Consider the following 21,503-nt stretch of genomic DNA (forward strand, 5'->3'; position numbering starts at 1 on the left):
ACCCGAGCGTCGTCGACCGGCTTGCGCCGTGGCATTGGCAGGGCGGGTTGGTGCCCAACGCCTCGGCGCCGGTCTGGCCGATGGATGCGTTCCGCAACAAGTTCTTCGACGTGTTCAGCGTCCGCCACGAGAGTGTCCGGCTTCGGGCCAACAGATGAACCGGCGCAGCGTCTGGACCGTGCCACTCAATGGTGAGAACGAATGAACGGGGTTCGGCGATGGCAATGAATCAGTCATGCGGGGGTGTTGTCCCATCTGCTCAGGCGGCGTGGTCGCGGGCGTAGCGGATCAGCCCGACCACGTCATCCGGGACGAGGCGCCCGATTGCGCCAGAGGAGTAGACGCTGACGATGATTTTGCCATCCGGGGCGAGGACGAAGCCGGTGGACTGCAGGTAGCCGCCGGTCGGGTCGATGATCGCGCCGGTGGCGGCGGAGATCGCCTTGGCGTCGGCGCTGTGACCGACCGGGAAGGTGAGGCCGTGCTTGGTGATCAGCTCGGTGGCGGTGGGTTCGTCGTCGATGGACAGGGCGACGACTTTGGCGCCGACATCGGCCAGCTGCTCGGTTGCGCGTTCGAAGGCCCGCAATTGCGCGTTGCAGTAGGGGCACCAGCTGCCGCGGTTGAACAGCACGACACCGAAGCTGCCATGGAGGTCGTCGGGGATGGTGAATGATCCGCCGCCGGCCTGGGCCAGGGTGAGTTTCGGGAACGGGTCGCCGGGGTGCAGCAAGGTCATTGCGATTCTCCTGTCAGGTGTTGTCGTTCGCTAGCGGGTCGCCGGCGTCCCAGATCTGTCCGGTGGCTTGGCCGCCGATCCGGGAGAGCAGGGAGGTGGCCGTCTGCTCGGCACTGAGCAGGGTTCCGGCGGCGTGACGGGTGACGAACCGTTCGTGCAGGGCGGTTCCGATCCGGTCTGGGTCTTGGTAGCGGATGTAGGCCTGCATGGCGGTGTCGACGCTGCCGGGTCGGTATACGTTGACGGTGACGCCGGTCTCGGCAAGTTCCGCGGCGAGGTTGAGGGTGTGGGATTCAAGCGCGGCCTTGCTGGTGGCGTAGGCATTGGCGCGCAGCATGCCGGCCGGGTTGGCGGCGATCCCGCTGGAGACGTTCACGATGCGGCCCCAACCGGCCGTGAGCATGGCCGGCAGGACCGTGAAGGTCAGCCGGGCCGCAGCGGTGACGTTCACCGTCATGGCCCGGGCCCACTCGTCCGGGTTGATGCTGGTACTTGCTCCGAGTGGCGAGACGACCCCCGCGTTGTTGATAAGGATGTCGACCGAACCCCATCGGTGCTCGATCCATTTGAGCGCATCGCTTACCTGGTCGCTGTCGGCGACATCGGCGGGAACGGCAACCGCGTCGCCGCGGCGCGCGCAGGCCAACGCGGAGATCGATGTGACAGTATCGATCACCTGTTCGGTCGAGCGGGCCAGCACGGCGACGTTCGCGCCGCGGGCGGCTAGCCCGCGGGCCACGGCTTGCCCGATGCCCCGACCTGCGCCGGTCACCAGCGCTACGCGGCCCCGCAGGGAATCTGCATTTGTGCTCATGTTGTCGTTAGCGTCAGCGACCGGTGCGCTCTTACCGAGCACGGTTGATCAATTTTTGGTCACGACGATGGTGGTGTTCGATCTACGGGGCTGGGATGAGTTCATGACCGGCGCAGCAACGCCGACGCGGTGACGACATCTCCGGGGCCTAGGTGATGGTCAGGCCGTCGGCCGGCGCGCAACTGGCGGCCAGTCAGTCCGGCGGCGTGGAGCAGAGCCTGCCCGTCGCGGGCGTTCACGGTTGTCAGAGCGATCTCGTTCGGACGATCCTCCGCGCTCCCGGCTCAGCGCCGCCGGGCGGTTGCAGCCAGCCACGGCAGTACGGGCGCTGTCAGGAGAAGTGGGTTACCGGTCGTTCGAGCAGTTGCCCGTCGAGGATGGTGTCGACCTTCTCGTTGTAGAAGGCGATGAGTCCGGCGATGGGTTGCAGCTGCCGGGCGGGGAAGTCGTAGGTCCAGGCCAGGTCGGGGTGAACCGTGTCACCGGTCTGGGCGCTCCAGTAGCCGCTGGTGATCCCTTTGTAGGGGCAGGCGGTGACCGTGTCGCTGGGCCGCAGGCGGGTGAAGTCGACTTCGCTGCGGTTGAGGTAGTAGCGGGTCGGCAGGCCGGTCTCGAACACGAGCACCGGCGAGCCGGATTCGGCGAGCACTGTCCCGTCGACTTCGACCCGTACGTGCCGGGTGCTGCGTATCGCGTCGACGCGGGTGTAAGGGTCGCGGGGGTGGACGAAGACTTGTTCGTCCTCCTCGTACCAGGCGTCGACCGCGTCCCACTCGACCCGGGCGAAGCCGGTGAGACCGTGCGTGGCGTCGTTTCCGTAGATCCGCAGTGCCGCCGGGCGTACGTCGTGGCCGACTCGGACGGTGTGTCGGCGGGCGGTGCCGCGGCTGAGCTTCTGCTCGTGCTGTTCGTCGAGCAGGACTGCCGGGTCGATGTCGACGGAGGGGATGTAGTACTGCGGATAGGCGGCCTTCTCCCAGACATAGAGCGCCGCCGTCGTGTCCAGGATGACGCGCCCGGCGACCACGGCCCGGATCCGGCGAGGCACCGGGGCGGTGTCGTTGACCCGCGGCAAGTCCGGCGGGTAGGTACTCATCAGGGTGTGCCTTCCGGCTCGGCCGGCAATTCGCCCCGAGCCTCGGCTTGGACGGCGGCAAGCAGTCCCTCGAAGTCGTCGCCGCAGGGCCCGCAGGCGGCCAGGTGAGCCGCGACCCCGGGATAGCGTGCCCGCGCGGCGCCGGTCCGATCGGCCGCGCTCGGCCCCAGGCTGGGATCGCGGACAAGCTCGGTGTAGACATGCAGCATCTGCAGGGCCTGGTCGCAGCCGACATCGGCGGGATCGGTTCGGAGGAACTGCTCCAGCTCGGCCCACCCCGTCATGGCCGCCTCACCTCGGTCCCCTTGTCGTGTTCCACCCTTGCCGTGGCTGGGCTGCCGCGCAACGTCGGGACCATCCACATATCCGTTAGCGGCGAGCGCGGCCCGCAACTTACGTCGGGCGTCGAACATCGTTTTGTAGATCGCGTTGCGGGTGGATCCGGTTTGGGCGACCACGGCGTCCAGGGGCACTGCGTTGACCACCAGGGCGAGAAACACTGATCGCTGCCGTTCGGTCAGCGCGGTCTGGACGGCCTCGCGGACCGCGGTCACGAGTTCGACGTGCTGCGCGTGCTCGTCGGGCCGCATACCGAAGCGGTCCGGTAGCCGATCCCAGTCGTCGGCCTCCAGGACGCTCGCGGGGTGCCGGTGCCAGAAGTGGCGCCCGAGTTTGGTCGAGACCTCGAGCACCGCGAACCGGTACGCCCACGTGGTGAACCGGCTCTCCCCACGAAATTGGTCCAGCTTGCCGAGGATCGCCAGCACCGCGTCGGCGGCGGCCTGATGGGCCAGGTCGTCGAGTTCAGGGCCGGTCAGTGCGTGTTGGTTCGAGCGGCGGCCCAGCTCGGCCCGGGCGACACGCAGCAGCAGGGCATGTAGCCGTTCCACGGCCTGCTCCCGTGGGCGCCCGCCGGCGGCGAGCGTGTCAAGCCACTGCTCGTTACCCGCGGCGCGGGTCACCGCCAGCTCAGGGTCGACCGCTGTCGCGGGCCCGACGGCCCGGGCAGCAGCGACGCTGATCATCGTGGTGTCCATATCGGCTCCTTCATCCGGCCCGTCCCCATGGCGCCCCTTGGCCGAGCGCCGGTCTTGCTTCGGCGGACTCGGAGACCGCCGGTGCAGGCGCTTAGATAGCGATGCGGCCCCCGTCGACGGGCAGGACCGCGCCATAGACGTAGGCAGCGTCGTCGCCGGCGAGGTAGGTGACGGCGTGCGCGATGTCCTCGGGCTGGCCGACCTTGCCGTGCGGGGTGGCCGCAGCCAGCTGGTCCTGGGCGTCGCCCATGACGGCGGTGCCCTCGGTGCGGGTCGGACCGGGGGAGACGGCGTTCACCCGCACACCCGATGGGCCGTATTCGGCAGCCCACGCTTTGGTCAGCAGGGTAAGGGCGGCCTTACTGGAGCTGTAGAGGGCCATGCCCGCCTGTCCGTACTGGGCGACCATCGTGGTGATGTTGATGACCGCGCCCTTGCCGCGGGCGGCCATCGCCGGCGCAAGCTCGGCGACCAGGAAGAACGGAACCTTGACGTTGACGTCGTAGACCGAGTCGAACTCGGCCTCGGTGTGGGAGTCGGTCGGGCCGAACGGGAACACCCCGGCGTTGTTGACCAGGATGTCGACCCGGCCGCCGCCGAGTTCGATGGCCTCGCGGGCGAGGGTGCGGGCGCTGGCCTGGTCGCTGAGCGCCGCGGCGATGAATTCGGCCTTGCCGCCGGCGGCGCGAATATCGGCCACGATCTGATCGCCGCGGGCGACGTCGCGGCCGGTCACGATCACGTGGGCGCCGTGGTCAGCAAGATCGCGGGCGGTAGCCCGACCGATGCCGCTGTTGCCGCCCGTGACCAGGGCCACCGATCCGGTCAGGTCAGTAGTCATGTGAGGTCCCTTTCGCTCTGGGCCGGGAATTGGTCTGCGGAACGCTCCCGCGCTGTCCGGCAAGGCCAACCTCCGGTCCGAGCGGTGTATTGCCGACCGGTTGACGGTCTTGCCGCTGGCGGTCATAAGCGGTGCTTCTAGCCGGTCGACGACCGACTGCGCTGCCGCGTGCGTGAAGGCAGGAACAATGGATGGTCGTGGAGATTCGCGAGCTGCGGGCGTTCGTCGCCGTCGTCGAGGAAGGCGGACTGTCGGCGGCCGCGCGGCGCCTGCACGTCAGCCAGTCCGCGCTGTCGCAGACTGTCCGCTCACTGGAGCGGCAGCTCGGTGTGCAGCTGCTGGTGCGCGATCACACCGGCGCTCGCCCAACTGAATCCGGAAAGCTCTTGCTCCACGGCGCGCGTAACCTGATCGCCCACCACGACGAGTTGCTCGCCGCCGTGGCCGCCCCGACGGCGACCAGCCACGGACGGATTCGCGTCGGTGTGCCGTTGGAGTTCGCTGTCGACGTGCTGCCCAGTGCGCTGGCGCAGCTCGCGGCCGACTACCCCGACACCAAGGTCGAACTCCTGCACGCCTCCAGCTCGGCGCAGATGTCGGCGTTGCACGCCGCCGAACTCGAGGTAGCTCTCGTGCGCGACCGCCCCGCCGACGACCGATTCGAGGCCGTGCTCGTGGTCGAGGAATCGCTGGGAGTGATCCTGTCCGCCGAGCGCTCGGCCGAGCTGGCCGAACCTACCGGCGTGCACCTGCACGAGTTGGCGGGGCTGCAGTGGATCGCGTTCGCCCGATCGGAGTCGCCGGCCTGGTACGACCAGGTCGCCGCTACCTTGCGCGGTCACGGCGTCGCCGTCACAGAGCAGTCTCGGGGCGAGGGCGGGCCGCTGATCGCCGAAGTGAAGCTCGGCGCTGCACGCACCGGCAAGGCCTTCGCGTTCGCGCCCCCGGGTTGGGCACATCCGCTCCCTGACGGCATGACCTGGCACCCCCTCATCGGGAACCCGATCGTTCGGCGGACCTGGGCCGTCTGGCTTGCCGCGGCCCGCGACCGCGACCTCGCAGCGCTGATCGCGATCCTCGATACGGGCGCGTAAAGACCAGCTGTCCCGTCCATCTGGCGGTTCTGCAGAACGCTCGTGGCCGAGAGGAGGGAACGACGACGGCGTACGTGCTCACCGAGCTCAGTCCCTTTCCGAGTCGCTAGGACTCAGAGTCAGGCCACGTCACTTACACGTCCGATCTGACACGCCCCGCACAACGTCAGCGAGATAGACCCAGATAGACCCCGGCGTCCGGTTAGGGTGTTGCGCTGCCAGAGTGGATCGGTAGCGTGAGTTCGACGCTTGTTCCGGCGTGGGGTGCACTGTGCACAGTGAGCGTGCCCCCAAGTGCTTCGGCGCGGTCGGTGACTCCGACGAGCCCCGAGCCACGGGCCGGGTTGGCGCCTCCGTGGCCGTCATCGCGGATACGTATGCGGAGTTGGTCTTCGTCGACGTCGCCGGTGATCTGGATCAGTGTGGCGTTGGCGTGCTTGACGGCGTTGGTGAGGGATTCGGCGACGACGTAGTAGGCGGCGACTTCGACTTGATCGGATGGGCGCCGAGCGATGTTTACCTCGACTTCGACCGGGACGGGGCAACGTCGAGCTAGGGTTTTCAGGGCCGGGCCGAGACCGCCTTGGGCCAAAATTGCTGGGTGAATGCCGCCGGCGATCTCGCGGATGTGGTCGAGTGTGTCGGTCAGTCCGCGGATGACTCGGGCGAGATCGGCGTGTAGTTGTGGCAGCTCGGCGGGCACCCGTTGTTGGATCGCTTGCAAGTCGATCGCGTGTGCGACCAGGTGTTGTTGGGTGCCGTCATGGAGATCCCGTTCGATGCGGCGGCGGGCAGTGTCGCCCGCCACCACCAGCCGTTGGCGTGAGGCGGCCAGCTCGGCGCGGTTCTTGGCGTTGGCGATGGCCGTGGCGACGAGTGCGGTGAAGTCAGCGAGTCGCTCGCTGGTGGTCGGCGGCAGAGCGACCGAGTCGGCTGCGATCACGATGGCGCCCCACAAGCTTCCCTCGACCATGATCGGTGCGCCCACGGCGGACATTGTGACGTCGGAGGTGGCGGCGGCTTGCCGAGGGGCCTCGGCCCCAGCCGGGCGGTTGGTCTGCGAGATCAGCTCGATGACGCGGATCACGGCTGTGGGGTCTCTCTTGCCAAGTCGGGCCGATCTGATCCACCGGCCCATGACCCGGGTGCTTCTGTCTTCGTCGAACTGTCCTATCAATGCAAGATCGGCCGACAGCATTGTGCCGACTTCGCGGCAGATCAATACATACAGTTCGTCCGGGGTGGTCGCCTGCTGGGCGACGACGGTCGCGACCCGACGTAGCGCGCGCTGCTCATCGGCAAGCCGGACCGACGTACGGGCCGCTCGCTGCGAGCGGGTGGTCAGTTCGGCCACCACCACCGCAGTGAACTCGAAGACGAACAGCGTGTACCAGGTGTCCGACGTGGCGAGCGCGACATGACCGCCGGCCGGCACAAAGAAGTAGGCGAACACCAGAACGCTCGCCACGCTGGTGGCGGTCGCGAGACCCATGCCCCAAAGCACCGCTACGGGGACGACCGCGAGCAGGTAGAGCACGATCAACGGCAGGACCGGCGCGTGATCGTCCAGTACCGAAACGGCGAGACTTACCGCGATGACTAGGACAGCGCTGGTGGCCACGGCGGTAACCCATCGGCGGGCGCGCGCCCGCCTGGCCTCGTGACGATCGGTGACAGTGGTTCGCTTGATGAGCCTCCGCCAGACGGCCTCCGTCATAGCGCGTCCGGCAAAGCTGAGTCAGCACAGTCAGGCGAGCCCGTGGCGCGCCCGTCGTCGTCGAGCGCCGATGCGCTCACGAAGCCAAGCTAACCCAGGAGGGGGACCGAGAACTAGATTTCCGCCCAGATTTGCCGGGCTTGCCGGAAACGATAGCGTCGTCGGCCACTCGCCTCGGCGATAGGTTGAGGCATGGCACCAGCCACGACCAGTCGCGCAACTCCCAACCGCCGCTGCCCGGTGCGACCCGCCCGGCTCGGCTGAGCAACGACAATGATCGGGTGGCGTGTCGTCTTGGCCGAGGATGACGTGCTGCTTCGTGAGGGTCTGGCCAGCCTGCTCGAGCGGTCCGGGTTCGACGTGCTTGGACAAGGCGGTGACGCCGAGACACTCCTCCGGTTGGTGCGGGAGACCACGCCAGATCTGGTGATCGTCGACATCCGAATGCCACCCGAACACAGCATCGAGGGGCTTGATGCAGCGCGGGCCATCCGGGCGCAGTGGCCAGATATTGGCATCGTCGTGCTCTCGGCTTACATCGAGGTGGAGCATGCGATGGAACTACTCGAGGAAGGTGCTCGCAAGATCGGGTACCTGCTCAAGACCCGGGTCACCGACGTCGCCGAATTCATCGACACGCTCGACCGCGTCGCCCGCGGCGCCTCGGTCGTCGACCCAGCCCTCGTCCAGGAACTGGTCGCTGCCCGCAGGCGCAACGATCCTCTCGAGGCGTTGAGCACGCGCGAGCGGGAGGTACTGGCGTTGATGGCCGAGGGTCGGTCGAACGCCGGCATTGCGCGACGGCTCTGGGTCAGCGAGGGCACCGTGGAGAAACACGTGCGGAGCATCATGACGAAACTCGGCCTAACCGAAACCGAGGACGATCACCGCCGCGTCCTGGCCGTTGTCACGTTCCTCGGCGGCGGGTGAGCGCGTCAGTTCGACCGGGGCAGCAAGTTTCGGATTCCCGCTGCGGAGAGTTCAACCTTGGGAAGAAACCCGATGACCGGACTTTCCGCGATCAAGTCGCGGTACTCCAACTCGGTGTGCGTGGACATGAGGATGACCGGTGAAGCCTCGTCAACGTTCGCGAGGCGACGGGCAACTTCGAAGCCACTCTCGGTGCCGAGCTCGACATCGAGCAGGATCACGTCTGGCGTCAACCGCCGGCAGGCATCGACTGCTTGGTCGCCGTTGGTCGCGACGGCGACAATCTGGATACCTTGCGATTCCAACAAAGCGCGCGCTGCCTCGACGAAACGCCGACTGTCGTCGACGATCACGCAGCGCAGCACCACTTGTCCCACTGTCGACCGTGGTCGGCACGCTCGCATCCCGGGTACCCGGAAGATTCGCCGGCTGAATCCGGCCATTACAACGGAGGGGAGGGACATTTGTCCCTCCCCTCCGGGGCACCGGGGAGGGGCGGTGCCCGGTCGTGAACGGCGCCGATACCCGCTGAGTGAGGGGAACGGTCCTTGGTTGGGCCGGATCAGCGGTACGACGACTGGGAAGTGATGGCGGCTATTCTCACCTCTCCCACCGTTCGCGACGAAACTCGGTTATGTGAAACGGTGACGCCGACCGGTCCGGCTCCCGACCCGTCACGTCCCGGGTCACGTGCAAGTGCCGGAAGGGTCGCGGACTTCTCGAGAGGGCTCGTCGGCAGCCGAGATGCGGCTTGCGCATTTAGCCGCGATGTCGGCGCCCAGTCACCGCATACAAGCGGGGGCGATGCGGTCGTCATCGTGGCGACCATCCCCGGCCAGCGGAATGGACCGCACATGTTTCAGCGCATCGGGCGGCCCGGACCCCGGCTTCTGCACTCCGCTCACCGCCTGAACGCATGCTGCTCACCGCCTAAACGCATGCTCCGATAGTGCCGCCGCCGCACGTGTCCTGTCGTTGCGGGCAGCGGCCATCCTGCGATACCGGCCAGCAGGAACTTTGGGTTGGTATCACCGCCAGCGCTTCGACCGTCCGGGGTGCATGTATTGCGTGATTTGGGGCAGTCTTTCCGCGGTTGGTCGTGGTGCCGAGTCGGAACCGGCAGGTGTCGCCGACCCTGAGAGACACCACCGGCGCGTCGGCGGCTTCGTCTTTGTCCTGATGCGTCCCGAGGCGGGCAGCGGGGTCGAGTTGCGTCCATGGACGCAACTCGAACGCGACGTTAGGTAAAGAAACCGGCTGGGTAGCCGAATGATCGTGATGTGACTGGTTTGCCCGCGTTTCGCGGCTCGAGCAATGCCCGGTGGCGGTCCCACCTGCCCGATGTATCCGTGCTGCTGTTCGCCGCAGTCGTGCTCATCACCCATGGCGTACGGGAGCTCGGCGACCGCTCGACCGCCGGGCTGGTCCTGGCGTGGGCTGGCTTCGCGGCCTTTCCGTTGCTGGCCGGTGTGGGGTTGCGGCTGGCGCGTGACGTGCACGCGGCCCGCGATCGAGAAGCCGCGGCCAGAGCTCGCGAAGACGCGGCTCGGGCCGGGGAGGCCGAGAAGGCGCGGCTGTTGGATTGCGCCGAATCGACCGGGCAGGAGTTGATCTGGGAGATCACCCCGGATGGTGTGGTGACCTACATGAGCGGCGTGGCACGGTCGATGTTCGGTATCGACCCCGCGGCGCTGCTCGGCGAGAGCGTGCTCGTTCTTGTTCCGGACGAGAAGCAGGCCGCGGCGCGCGAGATGATCGCGACCTACGTGCGGGAGCGGGCCGGCTGGACCAACCGGGTCTTGGAGATGCGACATGTCGACGGCGGGACCCAACTCGTCGAAAGCTCCGGTGTCGTCCGGCTCGATGCCGTGGGTGACGTGGTCGGGTTCACCGCCACCACCCGCCGGCTCGGCGACGAGTCGGTTCGCCGCATCGCGCGCGACAAGCTGCGCAGCCGCATCCTCGGTGTCATCGAGACCGAAGCCATCCGGACCTTCTTCCAGCCGATCGTCGATCTGCGGACCGGCACCGTGCTGGGGCATGAAGCGCTGTCGCGGTTCGCGGCCGACCCGGCGCAACCGCCGGATCGCTGGTTCGCCGACGCCGAAGAAGTCGGACTGGGCACCCAACTCGACCTGTACGCGATCCAGACCGCGCTGACCGCGGCACACGCGCTCCCCTCAGGCGGATACGTGTCGATCAACGCGGCCCCCGCGACCGTGGCCAGCAACCAGTTCCTGCCGACACTGATCCAGCCCCGCATCCCGCTGCACCGCATCGTCGTCGAACTCACCGAACACGTGTCGGTCCAGGACTACCCCGCCCTCGACGCGGCGCTCGCCGCGTTGCGTCGCCGCGGCGTGCGACTCGCCATCGACGACGCCGGCTCCGGCTACGCCTCGTTCCGGCACATCCTGCGGCTACGGCCGGACATCATCAAACTCGACCGTGACATCGTGCGAGACCTCGACCGCGACCAGGCCCGCGCCGCGCTGGTCACCGCAATGGTCGGCTTCGCCCACGCAGTCGGCGCGGTCGTCACCGCCGAGGGCGTCGAAACCGCCGCCGAACAAGACGCCGCGACGCGGCTCGGCATCGACGCGGCACAGGGTTACCTGTTCGCCGCACCGGCGCGGTACGACGACCGGACGCCGGTATCCAGGAACTGACGCGACAAAAGTTGATCGCATGATCTGCTGCGAAACCTGGCGCTACGGTTCGCGATACGACCGGCCACCCTCCCGCGAGCACGGTCGCGGCGACGGCCACCCCGATAGCGGCAACGGTGAGACGTGTCTCATGGCTTCCTCTCTTCGTGGGTGATGCATCGAACAGCGGGTACATCGTGACCCGGTCCGTGCACCCGGTGGCGCATGAGCGCCTGCTCCGCTTTGGAGCGGTGCATCGATAGATACCGCTGCGCGTTACATCGCGATCCAGCGGGCACGAGTTGGCACCCTGGCTAGTTCGTGCGTATCTCCGTTGCGTATCTGTTCACGACGGCTCACCGGAGTCGCCGGCGTCCCGGCCTTAGGCGGGACGCGCCGCTCACTCGGCGTCGCCACGCCAAAGGAGAAACATCATGACGACGGACACCTCCGCTGTTCGGGTAGCGAAGCCCGACCAGACCTATGTGCCGCTCGGCGACTGGCGGGTCGACCCGGTGCGATCACATGCGTCGTTTACGGCACGCGTCGCCGGCAGGTCTGTTCGGGGTCGGTTGCCCTTGAGCGGAGCAGCGATCGTGGCCGCTTCGGTCGAGGACTCAGCAGTACATCTGACTGCCATCACGAGCGAGGTGAGCACTGGGAATCGCATGCTTGACCGGCTGCTCGCCGGTCCCGGCTTCCTAGACGTCGAGGATCACCCGGAGATCAACTTCCGGTCGCAGATGCTGGTCTGCGTCCCGACCGGATGGAGGGCCATCGGAGACCTGCAGGTCAAGGGAACCGACCACCCGATCGTGTGTGAGCTCGACGCCGACCTGCGCCACGCGAACCCAGGAGACGGCGGGGTGACGCTCACTGGCCGGTGGGTACTTGACTCGACCTGGATCACCAGCCAACGGATTCCGGCGATGTCCCGTCGCGTCGCCATGACCTGCTCGGTCGTCCTCGACCGCCCGATCGAGGACGCTGGCAACGAACTCGCACCTGCGCGTACATGGCGCCGCAGAAGCGACTAGGGCATCGCCGAATGCTCGGGGCGGGGGCCGCTGGTAGTGACCCCTCCGGACAGCGCCCGACGGGCACTGCGACGTCCGATCATCGGCGCTCCTGACGGCCTGGATCGCTGGCTGGGCTCACCACTTCGTAGCCGCAGCTGGCCGTCCGTACCTGACCTCGATGGTGCATCTGGCGATGACCGTGTGGGCCTACGAAGAACTCGTCCACGGCTCCAACTGGTTCCGTCAGCTGCTGGGCGGTGCGTTCATGATCATCCTTACGGCCCGTTGATCACTCCCGGTCTCCCGGCGCGGGCACGCTGACGGCACCGCCGCGGTTGACCGCGACTTCCTGCACATCGCTCGTTCGAGATACGCCGCGTAACCCGCGGCCGTATTAGTCAGCGAACACCAAAGCGAGTTGCCACCTGTCTCCGATCCACGGCACAGAAATGAGGACGCATGCGCACAAGGACAAGGGCCCTCACCGGGCTCGCCGCCGCGGTGCTCGTCGGAACCACCGGAACCGCCTACGCAGCCACTCAGGGCGGCCATCCGGCTCCGGGCAAGGGGATTGGGTCATCGGCCCACGGATCCGGGCAGTCGATCGTCGACTGGAACCGCGAGCTCATCACTCTGCTCGGTACGCCGGGCCCGCAACCGGCGACGATCCAACCGACCCGAAGCTTCGCGATCCTGCAGGCGGCTGAGTACGACGCCGTGGCCTCCACCACGCGCATCGGTCAGCCGTACCTGTTCTCGGTGCCGGCGCCGCGCGACGCGCGAGCGGATGCGGCCGCCGACCAAGCCGCGCACGACGTGTTGACGGCGCTCTACCCAGCGGCGACGAACGGCATCGACCAGCAACTCAGCACCGAACTCGCAGCGATCCCCGACAACCAGGGCACACGCGACGGGCGTCAAGCCGGCGCGACGGTCGCACAGCTCCTCGTCGACCTACGGGCCTTCGACGGATCCGCAGCGACCCCGCCGCCGTTCGTCGCCGGCACCCAGCCAGGTGACTACCGGCCGACACCGCCGAACTTCCCGACACCGGTCTTCACCACCTGGGGCTCGGTCACACCGTTCCTGCTCACCAGCGGTTCCCAGTTCCGGCCGACCGCGCCGCCGCCGGTCAGCAGCATGACGTACGCCGCCGCCGTGAACCAGGTCAAGGCCCTCGGGCAAGACACCAGTACCGTCCGTACGGCTGATCAGACGACAGAGGCGAAATTCTGGGGCTCGGCACCGATCTGGAACACCTGGAACCAGATCGCGCAAACGTTGCTGACTGACCAACACGCCAACCTGCAGCGCGCCGCCACTGTGTTCGTGAACCTCGACCTCTCCGTCGCAGACGCGACCATCGCGCTGTACGACGCCAAGTACGTCTACCACGTGTGGCGACCAGTGACCGCGATCCGGGCCGGAAACAGCGGCTACAACACGGCCATCGCCTTCGACCCCAACGCACCCACCTGGAACCCGTTGGCGGTCACGGCCGCCGATCCTTCCTACCCCGGCGCACACAGCACGATCAGTGCAGCTGCCGCCACCGTGCTCACCACGTTCTTCGGCAAGCACCAGGCGATCACCGTGACGTCGGACAACATGCCCGGAGTCGTCCGCACCTTCACCAACGTGCAAGCAGCGGCGGTCGAGGCAGGGTTTAGCCGCATCCTCGCCGGCCAGCACACCGCACTCGACGACCAAGCAGGCCAGCAGCTCGGCCACCAGGTCGCCACGTTCGCACTGCATGAACTGAACGCGGGTTAGGCCGACGTCGGCTGACCCACCTCGACAACATTCTCGAACTGAAATAGCCATCACCTGAAATAAGGAGTACGCCAATGTTCGGATACCACGTTCCCGCACCAGACGAAGCGATGCTGATCTCGGGGGGCAAGGCCACGGCCTCCGACGCACCGTTCAGGGTGGTCACCGGACGAGGCGCCTACGTCACGCCGATGTTTCGTAAGGCGCGGTTCATCACCTTGTCGATGTCCGAGGCCGAGGTCGAAGAGAACTGCGTGACGAAGCAGGGCATCGCGCTCAAGGTCAAAGCCGTCATCGCCTTCAAGGTGGGCAATGACACGGAGTCCATTGTCAACGCCTCGCAGCGATTCCTATCCGACCAGTCCCAGATGTCGGTACTGACCGGTCGGATCTTCTCGGGTCACCTCCGCTCGATCATCGGCTCGATGACTGTCGAGGAGATCGTCACCGAGCGGCAGAAGCTCGCGTTCGAGGTGCTGGACGGATCCAAGGGGGAGATGGCCAGGATCGGTCTCACGGTCGACGCGCTCCAGATCCAGTCGATCGATGACATGGGTCTGGGATACGTCGCGGCAATGGCGGCACCGCACAACGCGGCTATCCAGCGAGCAGCAAAGGTCGCAGCCTCGCAGGCCGATCAGGCCGCCGCCGAGGCACACCAGGCGTCCCTGCGAGCTCAGGCCGAATACGCCCGCCAAACCGAGGTGGTCCAAGCCCAGTACGCGGCCGACGTGGAAGCAGCGAAGTCCTCGGCCGCAGCCACCGCGGCGGCCGCCGCCCAGGCGTCGGCTCGCAACCAGGCCAACTACGAGGCCGAGACCGCAGTCACCCGGTCCAAGGCTGCCCAGATAGCTGCCGAAGCACAGCAGGAATCCGACCGCAACCAGGCCGACTTCGCCCGCCAAACCGCGGTCGCCAAAGCTACGTTCGCAGCCGAAACCCAAGCGGCTCAAGCCAAAGCAGACCAATCCGGACCTCTCGCCCACGCCGTGGCGCAGCAGCAAGTAATCGACGCCCAAACGGGTCTAGCCCAGCAAGAGGCCGAACTGACTCGCCAAACGCTCGTCTCCACCGTCGTACGCCCGGCCGAAGCCGACGCGGATAGAGTCAAGATCCTGGCCGCAGCCGACGCCGAGCGGACCAAGATCCTGGCCGAGGCGGCCCAGTCGCACAACCGCATTGCACTCGATCAACAACTCATCGCCCAACTCCCGCTCATCGTGGAGAAGGCCGCACAGGGTTTGGCCGGCTCCCACCTGACCGTGCTCAACGGATCCGAGGGAGTGACCGAAGTCGTGTCATCACTGGTCGGTCAAGGTCTGGCCATCCTGGACTCGATCAAGCAGGGCTTAGCCGGGCCGAGCAACTCCAACGGCGCTACCCCGACCTCGCCGGCGCTCAGGTTGTGATTGCTGCGTGGGCGCCCGGCGCCCGACCAGCATGGCACGGATGCACATCTTGCTCACGTGTGTGTGTGCGGAAGTATCAGCGCAAGCGCGAGGAGCGGCATGGCGATCGAGAGGGTCTTGAGCGCAGTTTCGAGGGGAGCCAGGAGTGTGGTTCGGTCCAGGGTGTGCTGCGTGCCGTCGGACAGGGTGATCACGCCGCGGACTGTGGTGGCGCGGCGTCGAAGTACGCGAGCAGGCGTACTGAGTCGCCGTTGTGCATAGGACAGGCCGGTGGCGGCGAGGGCCAGGACAAGCGCACCTGCAGTGACCGGTCGGGTCAGCGGCGGTGATTGGGCCACGAAGCCGACCAGGACCGGGAAGCCTCCCCACGCGGCGGCGAAACCCACGTCGGTGTGCAGGTGGCCGCCGAACAGTTCGAGGTTGTAGCCCACCACCAGGATCACGCCGAGCGCGATACAGGGAAGGAGCAGCGGGCCGCTGTACGGCACTGCTAGAGCGCCGAGCAGCACCGCGCCGGCCAGGCTTACCGACGTGACGATCCACAAGGTCCGGGTACTGATTGCGGTGCCGAGCGGACGCCCATGCAGCTCATCGAGAGCGTGCGCGGCGAGACCGACCGCGAGGAAAAAAGCGAAGACTGTGCTGGCGAGCACCGTCCAGGACAGGCGCGGCGCGAGGGCCGCTCCCATGACGACGTAGCTGAGGTGCCACAGCGTGTATGGCGGGTGGAGCAACGTCCACCAGTCCGCTCGTTTTCCGCCGCGGCGCCCGTAGAACGCGGCGCCGGGCGACGCCAGGCGGTCAACCATCGACCTTGCGCCCCCACATAACGAGCCCACCGCCGAGGCTCATCGCCCGGCTCGTGACCGCCTCCAGCCCGGCGGCACGCCACATCTCCTGCAGCCGCCCGACGGGGTACTGCTCGTAGAACCCGCTGATCGACGGGCCGAGGAAACGACCCACCTCGTACCATTCCCGCCCACCGGTCAGCAGCCCGGCCAACGGCAGCACAACGCGGGTGTAACCGACCCAACTGACGCGCCACCAAGGTTTGGCGGGCACCGCGAACTCGAGGTTGGCAACGTACCCGCCCGGGCGCACGACACGCGCCAACTCCCGCATCGTCGCCGCCGGGTCCGCTACGTAGCGCAACAGATAGGTGAAGGTCAGCGCGTCGAACGTGTCCTCAGGAAACGGCAACTGCTCACCGCGTGCGACGAGCAGGCTGATGCGATCGGCCTTGCCCCGCTGGATAATCCGCTCGCGGCCACGGCGCAGCATCTGCTCGGTGAGATCAACCCCGGTGACCGAGGCCGCGGTACGGTCGCTCAGCATGAGGGCCACGCCACCGGTCCCGGTGGCCACATCGAGCACTCGCCGCGGGGGTCGATCCATCCCGGCCACCGCGTCGACCATCGCCGCACGCCAGCGGCGGTTCTGGCCGAACGAGAGCACCTCGGCCAGCAGGTCGTACCGACCGGCCAGCCCGTCGAATAACTCGCGGGCGAACTCGTTCGGCGCAGTTCTCGAACGTCTCAACGAACTCAACTCGCACTCCCCTCACTCATGGGAAGGCACCCCGCCATGCCGCACTTCGACGCCGTCATCGTAGGCGCCGGGCCCGCCGGCAGCACCGCCGCTGCGCCGACCAAATCTGCGCCGCCGTCACTGAGGTGATCGGGCCGCGCCCGGCACGAACGGCCGTCGCCGGGCCGCGATGCCGGACGGCGCGTTCTGCCGGCGGTCGGTGGGCTGATGCCGGCTCTCTACGCGATCAAGCACGTGGCCGCGACCCGGCCGGGACGGCGCGGCTCATCGGCGCGGCCTCCGGTGCGGAACCGTCCGTGCTGTTCCCCGATTTGGCTACGCCGCTCAGCTCGGCGAGTGCGGTGGTGAAGTGCTCGGCCAGTGTCCAGGGATCGGCGGCGATGTCCGGGCAGGTGATGATGCCGATGTCGATGTGGCCGTTGTAGGACATGACTGTGATGTTCACGCCGCCGCTGATGTCGCTGATCACGGAGACGGGGTAGGTGGCGGTTACCCGGGCGCCGGCGGCGTAGAGCGGCACTTGCGGGCCGGGCACGTTGGAGACGAGCAGGTTGCACAGTGGCGGCGCGAGCCGCGCGGCGCGTACGAGCAGTCGCGTCGCCGTGCCGTGCAGCAGTTGCGGGATTGCCGCGGCGGCGTGGTGTAGCAGTCGCGGCGGGCGCTGCGCGAAGCGGGACTTCGCGTCGCGCACTGCCGTGCGCAGCGCGTCGATGCGGTCCGCCGGGTCGCCGATGTGGGTCGGCAGGTCGGTGAGCATGAGCGAGATCTGGTTGCCGGCGGTGCCGATTTGCTCGGGGCTGCGTACCGATACCGGGATCGCAGCGACGAGCGGGCGGGCGGGCAGTGTGCCTTGATCGTGCAGCCAGCGTCGTAGGACGCCGGTGCACAGGGCCAGCGCGACGTCGTTGAGGGTGAGTTCGAGGGCGTCCCTGACCAGCTTGATCTCGGCCAGTGGCAGCGAGATGAACGCGAACGCCCGGCGTGCGGTGAGCGGATCGTTGAACGGGGTAGCTGGAGCGCGGTGCAAGCGCGAGGTTGCCGCCAGCCGCGCCAGGTCCGGCACGGCTGCCGACCGCGCAGCGCGGGCAAGTGACAGTGCCTGGCCGCTGCTGTGTGTCAATGTCTGGCGCAGCATCTCGGCCGGCCCCGGTTCACGCTCGGGACGGGGCGCTTGGCGAGGCGGCGGTACGTCGCGCGGTTGCGGGTCGAGGTCGAAGAGCACGCCGAGGACATCGGCGCCGGACACTCCGTCGACCACCGCGTGGTGCACCTTCGCGTACACGGCCTGGTGGCCCCCGGCCAGGCCGTGCAATAGGTAGATCTGCCAGAGCGGGACGTCGCGCTCCAACGGCTCCTGCGCGAGGCGCGCCACGGCCTCGCCCAATTGAACCTCGTCACCCGGAGCGGCAACCCGGACCTCCGTGACGTGGTCGTCCAGGTCCGGCGTGGCCACGTCGATCCAGTACGGCAGGCCCAGGCCGAACGGCACGAGGTGCAACCGCCAACGCAGCGCCGGGACCAGATGAAGCCGCGCCGCCAGCAATGCCCGCAGGCTCTCCACGGTGACCTGACCGCCGGGAGCGGTGGCCGGGTCGAGCATGATCAGGACACCGACGTGCGTCGGGGCCGTCCGGCTCTCGGCGTTGAGGAACTGCACGTCCAGGGCGCTCAGTCTGCGTCGGGCCGCCGGCACCTCGGGTGCGGAGGCGTCCTCCACTCGGTGCGCCGCGGCAAGGAGGTCGAGCAGCGCCGGGACGCGAGCCAGCTCCACGTCGGTGAACGGGCCCCACTGGCGTGTCGCGAGCAGGCTGTGCCCGGCACGATCGGTGATCACGGCGCAGTGACCGTTGCGCTCGAGCCTGATCGGGGCTGGCCGGCCGCCGCGCGGCCCGGCCGCGGTCACCGGCCGGACCGAGTCTGCGGACAGCAGCCGACGCAGCGCATCGGCCAGCCTGTTCTCGTCGGTCACGGTCTGCGTCGCGGCCCGCAATGCCGCCGTCTGCATATCCAGCAGCTCTTCAACGCCTGCCGGCACCACTCCCACACAGCGGCCACCGGCGTTGTCGATCAGAGCAGCCAACTGGTCGCGGCCCAAAGCCGGCGGGACGCGCAGGACCAGGTCATCGATCACCAACGGGTGGCCGGTTCCCGGCGGGCTGGGGACCGGCAGCACGGACAGCGCCAGCAGGTTGCAGCCGTGGTCGGCCAGCTGAACGGCCAGTGCAGCCAGCGCACCCGGATGATCGCTCAGCTCGACCCGGATCAGCCAGAGCCGGCCGGTGCCGAGAAGGTCTGGGATCTGCGCGCCGTCCATACTGCCGAGGCTGCCCAGGCTGTGTTGCCGGCAGGTCAGACCACGATGTCGGAGAGGTAAGCACGCAGCGGGGCCGGATCACGGCCGAGTCCTGCATCGGCTGTGTTCGCGAGCCTGGCCCCGACGCGGGACTGTCGGGACTGACCCCGAGGCATGTCATCGAGCTGTAACTCGCCGGGCATAGCGTGCACTCATGCGCCTCACCCAGCATGAGCAGGAGCGGCTGCTGATAACTCTGGCCGGCGACGTTGCGCGCCGGCGCCGGGACCGCGGGCTCAAGCTCAACCATCCCGAGGCGGTCGCGATCCTGACCTGCTTCGTGCTCGAGGGCGCGCGGGACGGACGCAGCGTCGCCGACCTCATGCAGGCCGGCCGGCACGTGCTCGCCCGCGACGACGTGCTGCCCGGCGTTGCGGAGCTGATCGAGTCCGTCCAGGTCGAGGCTACGTTCCCGGACGGCACGAAGCTGGTCACGCTGCATGGGCCGATTCCGTGATCCCGGGCCAGGTCTGGACTGCGGTCGGCACGATCCAGCTCGCCGTGGGGCGTGCACGCATCGAGATCACGGTCGAGAACACCGGCGACCGCCCTGTCCAGGTCGGCTCGCATTACCACTTCGCGGCCGCCAATCCGGCGCTTCAGTTCGACAGAGCCGCGGCGCGCGGCTTCCGGCTCGACATACCGGCAGGTACGTCGACCCGGTTCGAGCCGGGCATGACGCGGCGGGTCACGCTCGTCGCAGTCGCCGGCCGACGCGTCATCCCCGGGCTACGTCCAGAACACAGCGGACCGCTGGATGGCTGAGCTCTCGCGTGCGCGGTATGCCCAGCTGTATGGACCGACGACAGGCGACCGCATCCGGCTTGCCGACACCGACCTGCTGATCGAGGTCACCGAGGACCGCTGCGGTGGGCCGGGGGCGCTCGCCGGCGACGAGGCGGTGTTCGGTGGCGGCAAGGTGATCCGTGAGTCGATGGGCCAGTCGCGCGCGACGCGTGCCGACGGAACGCCGGACCTCGTGCTCACCGGCGTGGTTGTCCTCGACCACTGGGGCGTGATCAAGGCGGACGTCGGCGTCCGGGACGGCCGCATCGTCGCGCTCGGGAAGGCCGGGAACCCGGACACGATGGACGGTGTAACCCCCGGACTCGTGATCGGGCCGTCGACCGAGATCATCGGCGGCAATGGCTTGATCCTGACCGCCGGCGGGGTCGACAGCCACGTCCACCTCATCGCGCCGCAGCAACTGCCGGTCGCGCTCTCGGCCGGCATCACCACGCTGATCGGTGGCGGCACGGGCCCGGCGGAGGGGACGAAGGCCACCACGGTCAGCCCAGGTGGGTTCTGGATCGCGATGATGATGCGGGCGCTGACCGAGTGGCCGGTCAACGTTGCACTGCTCGGCAAGGGCAACACGGTCAGCAGCGAAGGCCTGTGGGAGCAGCTGCGCGCCGGAGCCGCCGGTTTCAAGCTGCACGAGGACTGGGGCACCACGCCGGCCGCGATCGACGCCTGCCTCACCGTCGCGCAGCGGGCCGGCGTGCAGGTCGCGATCCACACCGACACGCTCAACGAGGCCGGCTATCTGGAATCCACGCTGACCGCGATCGCCGGCCGGACGATCCACACCTACCACACTGAGGGTGCCGGCGGTGGGCACGCGCCGGACATCATCCGGGTGGCCGCACACAGCAACGTGCTGCCTTCCTCGACCAACCCGACGCGGCCGTACACGATCAACACCCTCGACGAGCACCTCGACATGCTGATGGTCTGCCACCACCTCAAGCCGTCGATCCCCGAGGACCTTGCCTTCGCCGAGTCGCGCATCCGTCCGTCGACGATGGCTGCCGAGGACGTCCTGCATGACCTCGGTGCGATCTCGATGATCGGCTCCGATTCGCAGGCGATGGGCCGGGTCGGGGAGACGATCATCCGCACTTGGCAGACCGCGCATGTCATGAAGCGCCGCAGAGGCGCGCTACCCGGAGATGGTGCCGCGGACAACCTGCGCGCGCGTCGCTACGTCGCGAAGTACACCATCGCGCCGGCGGTAACCCACGGCTTGAACACCGAAATTGGCTCTGTCGAGCCGGGCAAGCTCGCCGACCTCGTGCTCTGGGAGCCGGCGTTCTTCGGCGTCCGGCCGCATCTCGTGCTCAAGGCCGGCGTGATCGCCCACGCGAACATGGGCGACGCCAATGCCTCCATCCCGACGCCGCAGCCGCAGCTGCCACGGCCGATGTTCGGAGCGTACGGCGGGATGTCGGCGCGACTCGGGTTGCAGTTCGTCGCGCCCGCCGCACTCGACGACGGGCTGGCCGCACGCTGGTCGAGCGAGCGCCCGTTGGTGCCGATCCGTGACGTGAGCCGGCTGACCAAGGCCGACCTGCCGCAGAACGATGCGCTGCCCTCGATCGACGTCGACCCAGAGACGTTCGCGGTGCACGTCGACGGCGAGCGCATCGAACCCGACCCGGCGACCGAGCTGCCGATGGCGCAGCGCTACTTCCTGTTCTGAGTC

At 68.0% G+C, this 21,503-nt stretch carries 19 protein-coding genes and 1 pseudogene; 9 read left to right on the forward strand and 11 right to left on the reverse strand.

Features of this window, described 5'->3' with window-relative positions; all coding sequences use genetic code 11:
• Positions 1-259: 259 nt before the first annotated feature.
• From VGH85_06520 to VGH85_06540, 5 genes are all read right to left on the reverse strand, one after another.
• A complete protein-coding gene (locus VGH85_06520) occupies positions 260-739 on the reverse strand; it encodes a peroxiredoxin family protein (protein ID HEY2173454.1) in 480 nt (159 codons plus the stop codon).
• A 13-nt stretch (positions 740-752) separates the two neighbouring features.
• Positions 753-1,553 (reverse strand): SDR family oxidoreductase, encoded by an 801-nt coding sequence (locus VGH85_06525; protein HEY2173455.1) that lies wholly within the window; start codon positions 1,551-1,553, stop codon positions 753-755.
• A 331-nt stretch (positions 1,554-1,884) separates the two neighbouring features.
• Positions 1,885-2,649: a DUF427 domain-containing protein gene (locus VGH85_06530; GenBank protein HEY2173456.1), complete on the reverse strand. Its 765-nt coding sequence runs from the start codon at positions 2,647-2,649 to the stop codon at positions 1,885-1,887.
• Entirely contained in the window at positions 2,649-3,686 is a 1,038-nt protein-coding gene (locus VGH85_06535; GenBank protein HEY2173457.1) for a sigma-70 family RNA polymerase sigma factor, read from the reverse strand. Before VGH85_06535 ends, VGH85_06530 begins: the two co-directional genes overlap by 1 nt.
• Before the next feature lie 91 nt (positions 3,687-3,777).
• A complete protein-coding gene (locus VGH85_06540) occupies positions 3,778-4,527 on the reverse strand; it encodes an SDR family NAD(P)-dependent oxidoreductase (GenBank protein HEY2173458.1) in 750 nt (249 codons plus the stop codon).
• Between the two features lie 191 nt (positions 4,528-4,718).
• On the opposite strand from VGH85_06540, the gene VGH85_06545 reads away from it, so the two are divergent.
• Positions 4,719-5,621, forward strand: a complete 903-nt coding sequence (locus VGH85_06545; GenBank protein ID HEY2173459.1) for a LysR family transcriptional regulator — start codon at positions 4,719-4,721, stop codon at positions 5,619-5,621.
• 202 nt (positions 5,622-5,823) lie between these two features.
• Here VGH85_06545 and VGH85_06550 read toward each other — a convergent pair whose 3' ends face one another.
• On the reverse strand, positions 5,824-7,338 hold the full coding sequence (locus VGH85_06550) for a DUF4118 domain-containing protein (protein HEY2173460.1): 1,515 nt from the start codon (positions 7,336-7,338) through the stop codon (positions 5,824-5,826).
• Between the two features lie 273 nt (positions 7,339-7,611).
• On the opposite strand from VGH85_06550, the gene VGH85_06555 reads away from it, so the two are divergent.
• Positions 7,612-8,268: a response regulator transcription factor gene (locus VGH85_06555; protein HEY2173461.1), complete on the forward strand. Its 657-nt coding sequence runs from the start codon at positions 7,612-7,614 to the stop codon at positions 8,266-8,268.
• Positions 8,269-8,273: 5 nt separating this feature from the next.
• Here VGH85_06555 and VGH85_06560 read toward each other — a convergent pair whose 3' ends face one another.
• Together VGH85_06560 and VGH85_06565 are read right to left on the reverse strand one after the other, a co-directional pair.
• Positions 8,274-8,636, reverse strand: a complete 363-nt coding sequence (locus VGH85_06560; protein ID HEY2173462.1) for a response regulator — start codon at positions 8,634-8,636, stop codon at positions 8,274-8,276.
• Between the two features lie 715 nt (positions 8,637-9,351).
• Positions 9,352-9,465 (reverse strand): annotated as a pseudogene (locus VGH85_06565) (alpha-ketoglutarate-dependent dioxygenase AlkB).
• A gap of 83 nt (positions 9,466-9,548) precedes the next feature.
• Between VGH85_06565 and VGH85_06570 the strand changes: the two are divergent.
• From VGH85_06570 to VGH85_06585, 4 genes are all read left to right on the forward strand, one after another.
• On the forward strand, positions 9,549-10,937 hold the full coding sequence (locus tag VGH85_06570; GenBank protein HEY2173463.1) for an EAL domain-containing protein: 1,389 nt from the start codon (positions 9,549-9,551) through the stop codon (positions 10,935-10,937).
• A gap of 413 nt (positions 10,938-11,350) precedes the next feature.
• Positions 11,351-11,953 (forward strand): YceI family protein, encoded by a 603-nt coding sequence (locus VGH85_06575; protein HEY2173464.1) that lies wholly within the window; start codon positions 11,351-11,353, stop codon positions 11,951-11,953.
• A 441-nt stretch (positions 11,954-12,394) separates the two neighbouring features.
• Complete coding sequence (locus tag VGH85_06580) at positions 12,395-13,708, forward strand: vanadium-dependent haloperoxidase (protein ID HEY2173465.1); 1,314 nt, start codon at positions 12,395-12,397, stop codon at positions 13,706-13,708.
• Between the two features lie 74 nt (positions 13,709-13,782).
• A complete protein-coding gene (locus tag VGH85_06585; GenBank protein ID HEY2173466.1) occupies positions 13,783-15,117 on the forward strand; it encodes an SPFH domain-containing protein in 1,335 nt (444 codons plus the stop codon).
• Positions 15,118-15,170: 53 nt separating this feature from the next.
• Here the strand turns inward: VGH85_06585 and VGH85_06590 are convergent, their stop codons facing one another.
• The 3 genes from VGH85_06590 to VGH85_06600 all read right to left on the reverse strand — a co-directional run bounded on the left by VGH85_06590 (position 15,171) and on the right by VGH85_06600 (position 18,979).
• Positions 15,171-15,926, reverse strand: coding sequence for a hypothetical protein (locus VGH85_06590; GenBank protein HEY2173467.1), 756 nt, complete (start codon positions 15,924-15,926; stop codon positions 15,171-15,173).
• Positions 15,919-16,665 (reverse strand): class I SAM-dependent methyltransferase, encoded by a 747-nt coding sequence (locus VGH85_06595; GenBank protein ID HEY2173468.1) that lies wholly within the window; start codon positions 16,663-16,665, stop codon positions 15,919-15,921. The genes VGH85_06590 and VGH85_06595 overlap by 8 nt, the downstream gene beginning before the upstream one ends.
• Before the next feature lie 226 nt (positions 16,666-16,891).
• Positions 16,892-18,979: a wax ester/triacylglycerol synthase family O-acyltransferase gene (locus VGH85_06600; GenBank protein HEY2173469.1), complete on the reverse strand. Its 2,088-nt coding sequence runs from the start codon at positions 18,977-18,979 to the stop codon at positions 16,892-16,894.
• 193 nt (positions 18,980-19,172) lie between these two features.
• Here VGH85_06600 and VGH85_06605 point away from each other — a divergent pair, with 193 nt between their 5' ends.
• The 3 genes from VGH85_06605 to VGH85_06615 are packed head-to-tail and all read left to right on the forward strand — an operon-like array spanning position 19,173 to position 21,500.
• Positions 19,173-19,475, forward strand: a complete 303-nt coding sequence (locus tag VGH85_06605) for an urease subunit gamma (protein HEY2173470.1) — start codon at positions 19,173-19,175, stop codon at positions 19,473-19,475.
• A complete protein-coding gene (locus VGH85_06610; GenBank protein ID HEY2173471.1) occupies positions 19,475-19,783 on the forward strand; it encodes an urease subunit beta in 309 nt (102 codons plus the stop codon). The genes VGH85_06605 and VGH85_06610 overlap by 1 nt, the downstream gene beginning before the upstream one ends.
• A complete protein-coding gene (locus VGH85_06615; GenBank protein HEY2173472.1) occupies positions 19,776-21,500 on the forward strand; it encodes an urease subunit alpha in 1,725 nt (574 codons plus the stop codon). The genes VGH85_06610 and VGH85_06615 overlap by 8 nt, the downstream gene beginning before the upstream one ends.
• The last annotated feature ends 3 nt before the right edge of the window (positions 21,501-21,503 follow it).

Source organism: Mycobacteriales bacterium (genome assembly GCA_036497565.1).
Classification (GTDB): Bacteria; Actinomycetota; Actinomycetes; order Mycobacteriales; family QHCD01; genus DASXJE01.

What these genes read in the sequence shown, in the direction of transcription:
- VGH85_06520 (HEY2173454.1), bottom strand. Translation starts at nt 739, where the DNA reads ATGACCTTGCTGCACCCCGGCGACCCGTTCCCGAAACTCACCCTGGCC.
- VGH85_06525 (HEY2173455.1), bottom strand. Translation starts at nt 1,553, where the DNA reads ATGAGCACAAATGCAGATTCCCTGCGGGGCCGCGTAGCGCTGGTGACC.
- VGH85_06530 (HEY2173456.1), bottom strand. Translation starts at nt 2,649, where the DNA reads ATGAGTACCTACCCGCCGGACTTGCCGCGGGTCAACGACACCGCCCCG.
- VGH85_06535 (HEY2173457.1), bottom strand. Translation starts at nt 3,686, where the DNA reads ATGGACACCACGATGATCAGCGTCGCTGCTGCCCGGGCCGTCGGGCCC.
- VGH85_06540 (HEY2173458.1), bottom strand. Translation starts at nt 4,527, where the DNA reads ATGACTACTGACCTGACCGGATCGGTGGCCCTGGTCACGGGCGGCAAC.
- VGH85_06545 (HEY2173459.1), top strand. Translation starts at nt 4,719, where the DNA reads ATGGTCGTGGAGATTCGCGAGCTGCGGGCGTTCGTCGCCGTCGTCGAG.
- VGH85_06550 (HEY2173460.1), bottom strand. Translation starts at nt 7,338, where the DNA reads ATGACGGAGGCCGTCTGGCGGAGGCTCATCAAGCGAACCACTGTCACC.
- VGH85_06555 (HEY2173461.1), top strand. Translation starts at nt 7,612, where the DNA reads ATGATCGGGTGGCGTGTCGTCTTGGCCGAGGATGACGTGCTGCTTCGT.
- VGH85_06575 (HEY2173464.1), top strand. Translation starts at nt 11,351, where the DNA reads ATGACGACGGACACCTCCGCTGTTCGGGTAGCGAAGCCCGACCAGACC.
- VGH85_06580 (HEY2173465.1), top strand. Translation starts at nt 12,395, where the DNA reads ATGCGCACAAGGACAAGGGCCCTCACCGGGCTCGCCGCCGCGGTGCTC.
- VGH85_06585 (HEY2173466.1), top strand. Translation starts at nt 13,783, where the DNA reads ATGTTCGGATACCACGTTCCCGCACCAGACGAAGCGATGCTGATCTCG.
- VGH85_06590 (HEY2173467.1), bottom strand. Translation starts at nt 15,926, where the DNA reads ATGGTTGACCGCCTGGCGTCGCCCGGCGCCGCGTTCTACGGGCGCCGC.
- VGH85_06600 (HEY2173469.1), bottom strand. Translation starts at nt 18,979, where the DNA reads ATGGACGGCGCGCAGATCCCAGACCTTCTCGGCACCGGCCGGCTCTGG.
- VGH85_06605 (HEY2173470.1), top strand. Translation starts at nt 19,173, where the DNA reads ATGCGCCTCACCCAGCATGAGCAGGAGCGGCTGCTGATAACTCTGGCC.
- VGH85_06615 (HEY2173472.1), top strand. Translation starts at nt 19,776, where the DNA reads ATGGCTGAGCTCTCGCGTGCGCGGTATGCCCAGCTGTATGGACCGACG.